A 13,981-nucleotide genomic window follows, 5' to 3' on the forward strand; every position below is an offset into this window, starting at 1 on the left:
GGGCAGGGCGGGGGCAGTACATCAACAAACTTAGTTCTTAACAGATTTGGCAATTTTCTTTTCGCCTATCCAAACCACCTCGTTTGTCTGTATGTCTGTTAGTTCTAAATTCACCTGGTAATAAACAACTTTTTGACGCTTGTGCGAGTCGACAATAGAGTTAATAGAGCCTTGCATTATGTAATCAGCTCCGTTTTCTAAACCAAATTTTTTCATGGTTGATACACTGGCGTTGGTTTGCTGATCGGCTTTTTCCGCGCGCAATTCTTCGCGTTTTTTACCGCCTTGTACCAAACGTACACGTTGTGTATTAACAAAAGTGCTTTCTACATCCTTTATAAATGTTTCGGCCTCAATATGCTCATGACTTTTATTTTGAACCAAACCAACAACCACCGTAGGTTTTTTGCCAGGATGCGCCGTTGCATAGTTGCTTATCCATGGGGCGTTTAACACTTGATTGGTTAGCTCCTGAGCCACCATGCGCGAGTCGCTGTTGTTCCATGATCCGCTAACGTCTATGGTTTCATCAGTACTAACGCGGGTAACCTGCCTTGAGCAAGCAGTAAAGCACAATGCCGATGCAGCGATAGCCACGCCGGCTAATAGATTATTAATTTTCATATATATACAAATTGTAAAAGCTTAGATTGAATTTATTTAATTACCAGCTGTAGCCTATGCCTACACCCCAGCGACCGCCACGGCCACGCCAACGGTTGCCATAGCCATAGTTGCCGTAACCATAGTTACCAAACGAGCTGTAAAAAGGATAGTAGGAAGAATAGCCACCGTACAGATCCCAGCCGGGCGAATAATTGTAATAGCTGCCATACGTATTGCGCCATTGGCGGTTTTGCTGGCGGCGCTCTTCGCGGGCGGTGTACCAATCATACGCCTTGTAAGTGTTTTGCACTGTGGTACCTTGCTGCAGGTTTATAGAGTCGGCTACAAGCCTGTACTTGTTAGCACTTTCGTGGTAACGCGGATTTTGATCGGGAGCTAAAGCAGCTTGCTGCGCAATAGCTTTATTGCCAAACAGGCTTCCTGCTGCTAAAAGGGTTATGATGATGAGGTTACGTTTCATCTGCTAAAAAATTATATTGCAAATTACGGGTTAAGCTAGTAAATAAACGCCAGTTTATTGTAATTATTTTGGCCGCTATTTATCCGGCTTAGGCCCTATTTATGAGTAGACGATTTTAAGAGGCGAAACGTTACAAGGAATTTTACTTTTATTCTGTACGGATGCTTTTTACCGGGTTGGTAAGCGCTGTTTTTATAGTTTGAAAACTTACTGTCAGCAGGGTTATAAATATTGCCCCGGTAATTGATGCCGCGAATATCCACCACGATATTTCTGTGCGGTATTGATAACGCTGCAGCCATTGGTTAAGAAAATGCCATGTAAACGGTATAGCTACAAAGCAGGAAATGATAACCAGCCCGACAAAATCTTTTGACAACATTTGCCATATATTAAGTACCGATGCACCCAGTACCTTGCGCACGCCTATCTCTTTTTTACGCTGCTCTGCAACAAACGATGCCAGGCCCAATAAACCAAGGCAGGATATAAAGATGGCCAGGGTGGCAAAAAACGCCGCCAAATTGCCAACACGCTGTTCTTCGGCAAACTTGCGGGCATATTCATCATCAATAAATTTATATTCAAAGGGGCTGCCGGGGTTATATTTTTTAAATACTGATTCTATTTGTGCCAAGGCCTTTTGCATGGGCATAGCTGGTTTTATTTTAACCGTTATTAAATTAGCCCAGCTGTATTGCATATGAAAAACGGTAGCTACCGTGGGCTTGTAAGGCGATTCCATCACCATATCTTTCACAACACCCACAATTAAATGATCTTTCCCGTTCCATTTCATAATTTGCCCTACCGGATGTTTTAAGCCACTTAGTTTTACAGCTGCTTCGTTCAATATAAAAGCGCCGGTGTCGGTGGAGAAATTTCTGGAGAAGTCGCGTCCATCAATTATCTTCCAACCCACTGTCTTGCCAAAATCATGTGTAACGGCTAAAGTTCCAAAAAGAGGATTTGCATCAGGGGCCTTACCTTTCCAGTCAAAGCCATAATTGCTTGACCATATTTCTGTTGCCGAACTGTTAGACTCTGCCATGTTTTCAACTGCGCCGGTTGCTATCAGGTCATCTCTGAGCCCGTTATAGTGCTGATATAACTCCGGCGTATTCATTACAACTGTAATAAGCCCCTCACGCGAGTAACCTACGGGCCGGCCCTTAGCAAATTGTACCTGTTTAAAAACAATGATGGTGCTGATGATAAGCGTTACCGAAACGGTAAACTGAAGCACCACTAATACCTTCCGTGGTAACGAAGCATGTCTGCCTGCACGGAAACTACCCTTTAAAGTACTTACCGGACTGAAGCCCGATAGGTAAAACGCCGGGTAACTCCCGGCAAGCAGCCCCGTGAACAAAGTAAAAGCCAGCACCAGCAACCAAAATACCGGATTGAACCACGGTACAGCTATTTGTTTATCGGCTATGCTGTTAAAAAATGATAATGAAATCCTGGCCAATACAACGGCTAAAACCAATGCCATTAAAGCAACCAATAACGATTCGCTTAGAAATTGACCAATAAGTTGTCCTCTTAATGATCCTATCGCTTTTCGGATACCTACTTCTTTTGCCCTTTTCTCGCTTCTTGCCGTACTGAGGTTCATAAAGTTTATGCAGGCCAGCAACAATACAAATATCCCTATAATGCCAAATAACCAAACAAATTCTATCCTGCCGCCAACGGCTTTGCCATTTTCAAACTGGCTGTATAAATGCCATTTACTCATGGGATGTATCATTATCTCCTCGTTGCCAACCTTTAAGTGCTCCTTTGGTATATTTTTTATCTTTTCGGTTGTTTTGGCAAAATCGGCATGCTCATTCAATTGAATAAATAAGCTGCTGCCATGATTATCCCAGGCAGCGGTTTGGGTATTCCATCTGTTAGCTTTATTATCCCAGGGAAGCAAAAATTTGATATCAGTTAACGTCGTATTGCGGGGCAGGTCCCGGTAAACGCCGCCTACCTTCATATCAGTTTTATTGTCAACCCGCACTGTTTTATTTGTCGGGTCGGTTTGCCCAAAAAGCGCCGTAGCAACAGAGCGCGATAGCAGTACGGTAGAAGCATCTTTAAAAGTTGACGCATTTCCGTATATCATTTCAAGGGTGAACATGTCGGGTAAGCCTGCCTGCGCCCACATACCTCTTCCCGATAGCTTTTTGTCGCCTGTGGCTAAGATGTTGGTGCTCTCCCAAAATAGCGACAAGTCCTTAAAATCGCTGCTGTATTTTACCCGAAGTTCATTTTCCAGCGGCACAGCTACTGACGAGCCGGTCTCGACAACTCCGTTAAAAGTTTGTGTAACGGCTATCTGACCAAGGCTTTTCAGGTTTTTATGATAAGTATCGAATGAAATTTCATCCCATATCCAAAGGCCTATCAAAATAGCAACCGCCATGCCAACGCCTAATCCAGAAATGTTGATGAGCGAATAGCCTTTGCTTTTTATCAAATTCCGCCACGCTATTCTGAAGTAGTTTCTTACCATTGCTTTACAATAATGTAAAATTTATGCCAAGTTTATAATTTATTGACTATTAGATTTTTACCTGTAAATTTCCATTTACGGGTGTTCGTATTCGTACAGTAAATGTGCGTAAAGGAACAATTAAATTCGCTCAAATGGTCAATTTGGTAATCACTCGCATAAGCGCCAATTTAAGCCCACCCAACACTTTTTACGCTTCATTGTTGTAACTGAATGATTGATGTAATTAAAGTAGCAGAAAAGAAAGAACCCTGGACCTTAGACAGGCTATACGATAATGCATACGCGTGGATTATTGATAAAGGCCCCGGCATAATTGCAGGCATCGTTGTTTTATTTATCGGCTTAAAGGTGATCAAATGGATAGTTAACCGCTCGCACCAAAAAATGCACGATAAGGAGGTGGCCGACTCTGTAAAGCCCTTTTTGCTGAGTTTGCTTGGTGTAGCGTTGCGCATACTGCTCATTATTGGCGTAATGCAAATAATAGGCATCCAATTAACCTTGTTTACGGCTATAGTAGGTGCCTTTGGTGTGGCTGCAGGTTTGGCGCTGTCTGGTACTTTGCAAAACTTCGCCAGTGGGATATTGATATTGCTGCTAAAGCCTTTTTCGGTAGGGGATAACATTATTACCCAGGGCCTGGAAGGAACGGTTACAGAGATTGAGGTATTTTACACCATGGTAACTACGTTTGATAACCGGCAGGTTATAGTACCCAACAGCAAACTATCAAACGAGGTGATCATCAACATAACCCGCCAAGGCAACCGGCGCTTGGATATCAATATGAAGATCCCGAATGCTATTGATATTAAAGAGGTGAAAAAAGTGATCAACAAGGCAATAGACGGTTGCGAAAATGTGCTGGCCAAGCCCGAACGAAGGATAGGTGTGGGCGAATTACAGTCAGACGGTTACCTGCTTTCTATTAACGTATGGGTAAACGCGCACGGTTTTCAGGATACCCGGTTGGCTATACAGGAGGCAATATTGCAGGATGTGAAGGATGCAGGCATTAAGTTGCCGGGCATGTAGCTAAGTCTCTGCGCACTCTGTGCCTCCTCTGCTCTCTCCGCGATTAAATTTACCACGGAGAGCACAATGAAGGCACGGAGTAACAGAGAGAATTTTATCTATTAAGGTTAGGTTAATTGTTCCCTGGCGTGTTTAGCCGCTGCCACCATGTTTATCAACGCTGCTTTTGTTTCCGGCCATTTACGGGTTTTTAAGCCGCAGTCCGGGTTTACCCACAGGTGTTGCACCGGTAATAGCTCGGCGGCTTTAGCCAGCAGCGATGCCATTTCCTGGGTTGTAGGCACACGCGGCGAGTGGATATCATAAACGCCCGGACCTATCTCATTAGGGTATTCAAATTGGGCAAAGGCCTGCAGCAATTCCATCTGTGAGCGCGAGGTTTCTATCGTAATTACATCCGCGTCCATAGCGGCTATATGTTCAATTATGTTATTAAACTCGCTGTAGCACATGTGGGTGTGTATTTGTGTTTCGTCTTTTACGCCATTGGCCGTAATATGGAAAGCTTTTACGGCCCAGTCTAAATAATAAGGGCGTTTGGCCGTGCGTAAAGGCAAACCTTCGCGAATGGCGGCTTCATCTATCTGAATAATACCTATACCCGCCGCTTCTAAAGCTAAAACCTCATCGCGGATAGCTAAGGCTATCTGGTTGGTGGTAACATCCCGTGGCTGGTCATCGCGCACAAACGACCATTGTAAAATAGTTACCGGGCCGGTTAACATGCCTTTCATAGGCAGATTGGTTTGTGCGGCTGCAAATTGGGTCCAGCGTACTGTCATGTCTTTTGGGCGACTTACATCACCATAAATAACGGGCGGCTTTACACAGCGGCTACCATAGCTTTGCACCCAGCCATTTTTGGTGAATAAAAACCCATCCAATTGTTCGCCAAAGTATTCAACCATATCGTTGCGTTCAAATTCGCCATGTACCAGTACATCAAGGCCAATTTCTTCTTGCCAGCGTATCGCGTCAATAGTAGCTTGCTCTATTTGCTTTTCATATTGTTCAAGGGTGAGGTCGCCTTTTTTAAGGTGCGCACGTAACTGGCGGATATCGTCGGTTTGCGGAAATGAACCAATAGTAGTAGTGGGGAAGGCCGGTAAATTAAAGCGCACGCGTTGTAATTGCTGCCGGGCGCTAAACGCGTTGTTACGGGTTACATCCGCATTGGTTAAGGCAGCCGCACGGTCTTTAACAGCCTGTTTATGCGCTTTTCGCGATGTTCGCCTGCTTTCAATGGCGTTTTTATTAGCGTCTAACAGCTGTTTATTTCCTGCAATGATCTGTTTTAATTCGCTTACTTCTGTTAGCTTTTGTTTAGCAAAGGCCATCCAGTTTTTAATTTCGGGGTCAATTGCCGTTTCGCCGTCAAGGTCAATGGGGCTATGTAACAGCGAGCAGGAGGGGGCGATAATAATTCTATTCGCACCCAGTTTTTCAACCGCTTTGTTGATCAGGCTTAATGATCTTTCGTAATCATTCTTCCAAACATTACGCCCGTCTACCACCCCAAGCGATAATTGAAGATTGTCCGGAATCAACTTAAGCACTTCATCTAATTGCTCCGGCGCGCGCACCAGGTCAATATGCAATGCAGCAACCGGCAGGTTAACCGCTAATTGTGTATTGTCTAACAAGGCTTCAAAATACGTTGCTACCAATAGTTTAACACCGCTAACCCTGTTGGTAATGCTGCGGTAAGCCCATTCAAAGGCTTCTTTTTCTTTTGCAGTAAGATCAAGCGCCAGGCAAGGCTCATCCAGTTGAATCCATTCGGCACCGAGTTGTTTAAGGCGGTTGATGATCTCTATGTAAACCGGCACCAGCTTTTTTATCAGGTCAACACGTTCAAAGCCTTCCTCTTTTTCTTTACCCAGCAACAGGTAGCTAACCGGGCCAACCAGCACAGGCTTAGCCTTTTGGCCAAGCAGTTTTTTGGCAGATGCATATTCGCCAAACACGTTCTCGTTAAACAGCTTAAATTCCTGTTTGGCGGTAAACTCCGGCACTATGTAATGGTAGTTGGTATCTAACCACTTGGTCATTTCCATCGCGGTAATATCCAGGCCGTCTTTTTGATAGCCGCGCGCCATGGCAAAGTAGAGGTCAATTTCCTGGTTGGCTTTTACCTGCGATAACACGGGCGTGTAACGCTGAGGGATAACGCCTAGCATCAGGCTGGTATCCAACACATGGTCGTAAAAGCTAAAATCATTGCAAGGGATAAGGTCAATGCCCGCATCCAGCTGCGTTAGCCAGTTAGTTTCCTTTATCTGGCGGGCAGTTTCCTTTAATTCGCCCAGGCTTATTTTGCCCGCCCAGTATTGTTCGCAGGCTTTTTTTAATTGTCTTTGGCTACCAATTCGCGGGTAGCCCAGGTTTTGCGTTAGCATTTTTAGATAGATAAGATATATTATTTAAAGTTTTGTGTCCCTTAGAAATTTCCGTCAAAACTCCACTCTACAGAGGGGGTGAGTAGGAATATGCGACAGCGGGTTTGCGTTGGGCTTACTGCTTAACACACCCCTACACCCCCTCTCAAGAGGGGAATCGCACCAGCCACTGCTTTTTTTTGAGTAATCACTTTTTAATAGGATCATTTTTCCTACAAAGCTATTTTAACAGATTTAAATGCTGAATTAAATTTATTAATAGGTAATAAAATCTATATTTGTTGTATTGTAAGGTAAATTATGCTGATTTATGTTTTTTAATCACCTAAAAAAGAAAATTATTCTGTGGAACAGTTAGACGATGTAGACCTGCGCCTGCTTATGATGCTGGGGCAGGACTCTGAAATAACCATAAAAGATATGGCGGCCCATGTTAACCTGTCGGCGTCGCCCGTGTTTGAAAGGGTAAAGAAGCTAAAGGCCAATGGGTATATTAAAAAATACATTGCCATTATTGATGCCGAAAAGCTTAATTATGGGCTGATAATTTTTGTCAACATAAAACTTAAACAGCACGATAAAAGCATAGGCCACAAATTTGTAACCGATATTTTAAAGCTGGATGAGGTGACGGAATGTTACAATATCTCGGGAGATTTTGACTTCCTGCTAAAAGTTTATGCAAGAGATATGAAGCACTACCAGGACTTTGTGTTTAACAAGCTAGGATCAGTAACCAGTATAGGCAGCACGCACAGCACCTTTGTAATGTGCGAGAATAAGAATACGTATAACATTAATTTGTAGAGGAAGTTAATAGCGAAATAGCTATTTATGTTGTCATTCTGAGCGACAGCGAAGAATCTTATACGCTTTGCAAGCTGAACGCGCGGTTTTGCATGTTTTACAAGATTCTTCGCTGTCGCTCAGAATGACAACTTTTTTTTAATGGTAGTGTCGGGTGTCATCCTGAGCCTGTCGAAGGACGACGCGCGGAGAGGCCCGCCCGCATATCCTTCGACAGGCTCAGGATGACATAGCTCGTTGTCAATCCACAACAAACCTATTTCTTCAACAACTCATCAACAGCCGCTACCAGTCTTTTCTTTTCTGATGGCCGGGGCGCATCCGTAGTAGCTATTTCGCCTTGTTTATTTACCAATACGTACGATGGATACCCGGGTAATTTATACGTGCTCATAAACAACTTTGAGGCATCACCGGTAAAGAAATAATTTTCTCCTTCAACGTTCTTTTCTTTTACAAACTTTGTCCAGTTTGCAGCGGTTGATTGCAGGCACAGGTTTACAAAAACTACATCTTTTCCCTGCATTGCCTGGTACATATCGGGTGCACTTTTCATTTCTTCAATACATGGGCCGCACCAGGTAGCATAAACGTCAACGTATAATACCTTGCCGGGATATTTTGCCGCCAGATAACTAAAAACATTAGTTCTGTTAACCGGCACGCTTCCGCTTTTACCGTTTAGGTATTGTATGCCCGATATTTTTACTGCCGGGAAAACCGGATTTTTACCACCCAGCGCCAGCTTTTGCAGTTGCTGATTGTAAATAGCAGTACTGAAGTATTTATTAGCATTTTTAAAGGATTTTAACACTTCCGGATATTTTGCGGCAAGCTCTTTCAAACGGTGAAAAATCATATAATCACGGCATTCGCCAATAGGCAGTTTTACACCTTGTACTAATATCTTCTTCATCATATCTGTAGCGGGCATATTCTCTTTAACCGCAATGGTTTTATCAAGATCTTTAAACTGATAGAAGTAATTATCCAAATGATATGGAAACATCATCGACTGAAAATTTTCGGCATTATACATATCAAAAAATGGACCGCTGAAAATATTGAGGCGCGCTCTTTTTTGTTGGTCCGACAGATTTTTCTCCCTCGGGTAGTCACTAATAGTATTTGATATCAGGTATTTTATATCTTTTTTAGCCCAATTGACCACCAAAGGGTCAAGGTTGTTTTCGGCAGCGTAAGTATTAAGCGCAGTTAAATACCTGGCATAGTCCTGCTTTATCATGGCCTCCATCTCATTGGGGGGCAGTTCCATATTGTAATCATGTGTCTTCAGCTGGTAAATATAATTGGCACATAAATTAAGCTGGGTTTTAATATTGGCGCCATCACCGCTGATTTTTAGCCACGCGAATTTAGGCTGATCAAGCAGCGCCGCATCTATGGTTAAATGCACCGAGTCGCCGGGCTTTACAAGCAAGTTAATAAAGTAATTGGCGTAGTTAACCGTCATGTTGTGGGTGTACAGCATATCCTGCTGCACGCTGAATTTTTCTGTTCCTGTCACTTCTATGGATGGGGATTCATTTATAAGTGGATTAAGGAAATTGAATTTGATAACTTTTGGGGTTTGCTCTGTTCCATTAATAATGTTTCCGGTAATTATAACCGGTTTCATGGCTTGTGACCAGGCTGTGCTATAGGCAATAAGCAGCACGGCCGTTAATAATAACGACAATTTTTTCATGTTTTTAATGATTTGTTTGGGTGATTTATTCGCTGCGGTTAGTTTATTCCGCTCAGCGTTTTCTTTATCTTATCAAGATTTTGCCTTGATATGGGTATTTTTGATCTGTCTTCCATCAGCAGTTTCCCGCCATCTTCTTTCAGCAGGCTTTTAACATATTTTATATTCACCAGGTGCGATTGATGGGTGCGCTCAAAACCATAAGGTTTTAAAAGTTCGGCAAACTCCTTCAGCGTTTTGCAAACCAGCACCTCTTCGCCCTGCGGTAAAAAAAATGTGGTGTAATTGTTATAAGCCTCGCAGCGTATAATTTCGCTCACTTTAACATAGCGGGTTTCGCTCATGGTGGGTAGCGCTATCTTGGGTACATCCTGCTGCGTGTTTTTTATAAATGATAACAGGTTGCCTATATTTTGATTTTGCTGCCGGGCCGCTATCCTTGCTTTTGCTTTTTCTACCGCCTTTTTAAGCTCTTCAATATCAATTGGTTTAAGCAGGTAATCCAGTGCCGAAAATTTTATGGCCTGTATGCCGTACTGATCAAACGCGGTTATAAAAACAACTTCAAATGTTACGGTTTCAAAGGCTTTCAATACCTCAAAGCCCGATTTTTGCGGCATTTGTATGTCTAAAAAAACCACGTCGGGTGTGGTTGCTCTTATCGCCTCAATTCCCTTGTCTGCGCTGCCTGCGCAAGCAGCCACATTAACGCCCGGGCACCATTTTTCAAGCAAGCCCTTTAGGTTTTCTACATTGTTAGCCTCGTCATCAATAATTACACAGGTTATATCCATTTTTTATATCCAGTTATTTAAAGTGATCTGAATTTGGGTGCCGCTGTTTTGCGATTGTACCAGTAATACCGCTGTACCCGCGCCATATAACTGGTTGATCAGATCAATACGCTCATAGCTCAGTTTTAAACCAAAGCCCTTTTGCCCCTCAGTTGGCGCGTTAAAACCTTTGCCATTATCGGCAACCGTTAAAACAAGGTTTTTTTCGCTTTGCGATGCAGTTACGCCGATAGATCCATCCTTTTCCAGCAACGCCACGCCATGCTTTACAGCGTTTTCAATAAAGGGTTGCAGCAACATGGCCGGCACTTCAATGTTGTCTGCATTAAGTTTGCCATCAAGCGATATGTCGAATTTAAAACCAAAACGAAGCTGTTCCATTTGCAAATAGTCTTCGGCTATTTTTAGTTCTTCTTCCAGGCTTATCATTTCCTGTTCGCTGGTATCTAACGCTTTGCGTGTTAAACCTGCAAATTTGGCCATGTAGTGATTAGCTTCCAGCAATTCGTTTTTGTTCATCAGGTTTTGAATAGAACTTAACGCGTTGAACATAAAATGCGGGTTAAGCTGCGATCGTATGGTTTTTAATTTTAACTGCACAGTAGCCTGCTGGCGTTGCGCTTTCTTTATTTTTTGTTTACTGTAAAACCTAAAAACTATTATGCCGGCAACAAGCAGCGCTGTTACACCTGCCATGTAGGGCAGTAATTGTTTAAAAGATATTTTCTTTGCTAACAGGTCTGGTTCGGTCACATCAAACGGGATACGCAGCATCAGGGCATCATCCCAAACATTGTATTTTTCCTGCTTTTTTATAATAATTTGATAATGGCCCGGTTGGCTGAAATAATTACCGCTTACACGGCAGTAACCATACTGATCTACAAAACCCAGCATTGAAGTATCGGTTTTGTTGTTCACATTACTAATTAAATAGACCTTCTGCACCAATGTTACCTGTTTTTTTAGGTTGATGCCGATGTTGGTCACACTATCAACCGGAAATTTAAAGTCGAGCGGAACACCTGTTTTGCTGTCAAACCGGGTGGCGTAGCCTTTGTTAAGCGTATGGTAGGCCAGGTTGAAATAGGTTTTAGGTGTGCTTACCGATATTTGCTCAATAACAGGTTTAAAGCCAACCTGCCAGTCGAATATCACGGCATCGCGTATGCTGTAATTGTTTACGTCAGCTACCTCAACCATCAGCCTTTTGCCGGGCGCGTTAAATCTGCCGATAAAGCCGTAGGGTTGTTTTGCGCCATATTTTTGTTCTAACCGGGCTATTGGCGACCATGGAACCAGTTCCGCGCTGTCATTTTCAACCACGCGGTATTTATAATTTTTAAAATTTGAGCGGTTTATACCCATTGCTATCAGTATAGCGTCTGAGCTGTCGGCTATAACAAAGGTTTGGTAATGTTTAGATACCGATTGAACATAGGCCGAAAAGTATTTTGATAGTGCAGGGTTCAGTTTAACCCCCAGCATTAACGGGCTTTTGGGCATGGCCGATCCAAAGTAATCGCCGGCTTTGGGTTTAAGTTTGTCAAATATGCCGTAAATGGCGGTATCACTTACTTTAACATACACCTGCTCATTGATCATGTTTTTTTTACCCGCCCCAATTACCTCAAAAGTGAAATTGCTCCCAAAGTTATCCGGTACATCTTGCGCTCTCGTTTCTGATATGCAGGTAATGCTGTATATAATGGCAATAACCAGCATCCTGAAAGCGGTAATGCTTTTAAAACTTGACGGTATGTTTAACAGGTTTAAATACATGCGTTTTAATGACAATACAAACTTGCCTTAAATAACCATAGGCGACAATAGCCGGCGAGAATTTGGCTGTGGTTATTTAGAATTGAGAGTGATGGCAGGGATTGATGTAAACCTACATAAGTATTCAAAATTTGTGCAACAGGTGGGACAAAAAGTTAACATTTTGCAATTAATTAAATATCAGGCTATTACGCCAAATTTATAGCTAATTCTCCTGACGAATAAGTTATCTCACTTTGTCCCACCCCAAAAATTGAACCTACTAACTGTCAGGTAGTTACTAAAAATTCTGTCCCACCTTGTCCCATTTTGTCCCATACATACGTGAGACAGGCGTGCACGTCTAAAACAAATTATGTAGTTTTGAGCCCTTTTAAAATCTTATGCTAACGGTAGAAAAAATTGGCGGCACATCAATGAGTGCCCTTCATCAGGTAATTGATAACATAGTATTATACAACAAAACCGGCGCGGAACTGTACAATCGTGTGTTTGTAGTGTCGGCGTTCTCTGGCGTTACCAACATATTGCTAGAGAACAAGAAAACCAAAGCGCCGGGTGTCTATCAAAAACTGGCCGCCCATGAAGATTTTCGCGCCGAGTTGAACGCGGTTGGCCAACATTTAAAAGAGCTTAACAAGCAATACGAGCCGCTTGGCCTTAACCTGGTACAGGCAGATGCCATGGTTGACACTACCATGCAAACCGCCCTTAATTATCTGGAAGGCGCGGTAACCATGCTGGCATCAGGCTACCTTAACGAGGGAATTTTGCTTGCAGCCAGAGAGATTCTCGCATCGCTGGGCGAAACGCATTCTGCCTACGTATTGTCAAGCATTCTGAAGCAAAAAGGTATTAACGCGCACTTCCTTGATCTGGCCGGCCTTACCGATGCCCGCGCACTCACTATAAGCGAACGGATAAAGGATGCCTTTTCAACTATAGATCTGAACAGCTGTGTTGTTATAGCTACCGGCTACGCAAAAGGCACCGAGGGTATTATGCGCGAGTTTGACCGCGGATACTCTGAAGTGACTTTCAGCAAGATAGCAGAGGTATTAAAACCACAGGAGGCTATTATTCATAAAGAGTACCACCTTTCTACTGCCGATCCGGGCCTTGTGGGTATTGAAAATGTGCGCCCGGTAGGCCATACCAATTACGATATTGCCGATCAGTTGGCTGACGTGGGTATGGAGGCTATACATCCAAAAGCTGCTAAACCGCTTGAGATGGCGGGTATTCATTTACGCATAAAAAACACCTTTGAGCCGGAGCATCCGGGTACCCTTATAACAAAGGGTTACGTATCTAACATAAAAAGGGTAGAGGTTATAACAGGCACCGACAAGCAATTAATGGTTGACATATACGACCCGTTAATGACCGGCAACGTGGGCAGCGACTTGCGCATAATGCAGGCCTTTTACAATCATGGTATAAGCTATACGTACAAAGTTACAAGCGCTAATAGCATCAGCATTGTTATTTGGGAAAACGACCTTAAACAGGAACTGATAGACGAACTGCAGCAAAACTTTGAACGCGTAACCACCGAACCGGTAGCTATGGTATGTTTATTAGGCAGCAATATGGATCAGCCCGGGTTGCTTGCCAAAAGCGCTGCCGGCTTAGCCAAGGCTGATATTAATATATTAAGCGCAGGTGTAGCCAAAGGCAAGGTAAATATTCAGTTTGTGGTGGCTAAAGATCAATTTAAAGCGGCTATTATAGCGCTTAACCAGGCAGTAGGATAAGGTATTTTAACGATTGTGTTTCACCTGTTTAAAAATTGTGAAGCCTGTTAACTGTTTTAATTTTTTGATTTTCCCCAAAATCGAAAACGTTATAGTAATT

Annotated in this window: 10 protein-coding genes; 3 read left to right on the top strand and 7 right to left on the bottom strand. The window is 43.1% G+C overall.

What is annotated here, in order from left to right; translation table 11 throughout:
- Positions 1 to 30: 30 nt before the first annotated feature.
- From ACFQZS_RS07425 to ACFQZS_RS07435, 3 genes are all read right to left on the bottom strand, one after another.
- Positions 31 to 624 carry a penicillin-binding protein activator LpoB gene (locus tag ACFQZS_RS07425; protein ID WP_377098794.1) on the bottom strand — a complete coding sequence of 198 codons (594 nt, stop codon included), beginning with the start codon at positions 622 to 624 and terminating at the stop codon, positions 31 to 33.
- A 40-nt stretch (positions 625 to 664) separates the two neighbouring features.
- On the bottom strand, positions 665 to 1,087 hold the full coding sequence (locus ACFQZS_RS07430; protein WP_377098796.1) for a hypothetical protein: 423 nt from the start codon (positions 1,085 to 1,087) through the stop codon (positions 665 to 667).
- Between the two features lie 148 nt (positions 1,088 to 1,235).
- Positions 1,236 to 3,596: an ABC transporter permease gene (locus ACFQZS_RS07435; RefSeq protein ID WP_377098798.1), complete on the bottom strand. Its 2,361-nt coding sequence runs from the start codon at positions 3,594 to 3,596 to the stop codon at positions 1,236 to 1,238.
- 213 nt (positions 3,597 to 3,809) lie between these two features.
- Here ACFQZS_RS07435 and ACFQZS_RS07440 point away from each other — a divergent pair, with 213 nt between their 5' ends.
- On the top strand, positions 3,810 to 4,634 hold the full coding sequence (locus ACFQZS_RS07440) for a mechanosensitive ion channel family protein (RefSeq protein WP_377098800.1): 825 nt from the start codon (positions 3,810 to 3,812) through the stop codon (positions 4,632 to 4,634).
- Between the two features lie 107 nt (positions 4,635 to 4,741).
- On the opposite strand, the gene metE is transcribed toward ACFQZS_RS07440, so the two are convergent.
- Positions 4,742 to 7,033 (bottom strand): 5-methyltetrahydropteroyltriglutamate--homocysteine S-methyltransferase, encoded by a 2,292-nt coding sequence (gene metE / locus ACFQZS_RS07445; protein WP_377098802.1) that lies wholly within the window; start codon positions 7,031 to 7,033, stop codon positions 4,742 to 4,744.
- Between the two features lie 345 nt (positions 7,034 to 7,378).
- On the opposite strand from metE, the gene ACFQZS_RS07450 reads away from it, so the two are divergent.
- Positions 7,379 to 7,840, top strand: coding sequence for an Lrp/AsnC family transcriptional regulator (locus ACFQZS_RS07450; RefSeq protein ID WP_377098804.1), 462 nt, complete (start codon positions 7,379 to 7,381; stop codon positions 7,838 to 7,840).
- A 256-nt stretch (positions 7,841 to 8,096) separates the two neighbouring features.
- Here the strand turns inward: ACFQZS_RS07450 and ACFQZS_RS07455 are convergent, their stop codons facing one another.
- The 3 genes from ACFQZS_RS07455 to ACFQZS_RS07465 are packed head-to-tail and all read right to left on the bottom strand — an operon-like array spanning position 8,097 to position 12,124.
- On the bottom strand, positions 8,097 to 9,548 hold the full coding sequence (locus ACFQZS_RS07455; protein ID WP_377098806.1) for a TlpA family protein disulfide reductase: 1,452 nt from the start codon (positions 9,546 to 9,548) through the stop codon (positions 8,097 to 8,099).
- Between the two features lie 38 nt (positions 9,549 to 9,586).
- A complete protein-coding gene (locus tag ACFQZS_RS07460; RefSeq protein WP_377098808.1) occupies positions 9,587 to 10,342 on the bottom strand; it encodes a LytR/AlgR family response regulator transcription factor in 756 nt (251 codons plus the stop codon).
- Between the two features lie 3 nt (positions 10,343 to 10,345).
- The gene (locus tag ACFQZS_RS07465; protein WP_377098810.1) at positions 10,346 to 12,124 is read right to left on the bottom strand and encodes a sensor histidine kinase; all 1,779 of its coding nucleotides are present in this window, start codon (positions 12,122 to 12,124) and stop codon (positions 10,346 to 10,348) included.
- Positions 12,125 to 12,507: 383 nt separating this feature from the next.
- On the opposite strand from ACFQZS_RS07465, the gene ACFQZS_RS07470 reads away from it, so the two are divergent.
- Positions 12,508 to 13,881, top strand: a complete 1,374-nt coding sequence (locus tag ACFQZS_RS07470; RefSeq protein ID WP_377098812.1) for an aspartate kinase — start codon at positions 12,508 to 12,510, stop codon at positions 13,879 to 13,881.
- The last annotated feature ends 100 nt before the right edge of the window (positions 13,882 to 13,981 follow it).

Origin of the sequence: Mucilaginibacter calamicampi (genome assembly GCF_042676765.1) — a bacterium.
GTDB classification, from domain to species: Bacteria; Bacteroidota; Bacteroidia; order Sphingobacteriales; family Sphingobacteriaceae; genus Mucilaginibacter; species Mucilaginibacter calamicampi.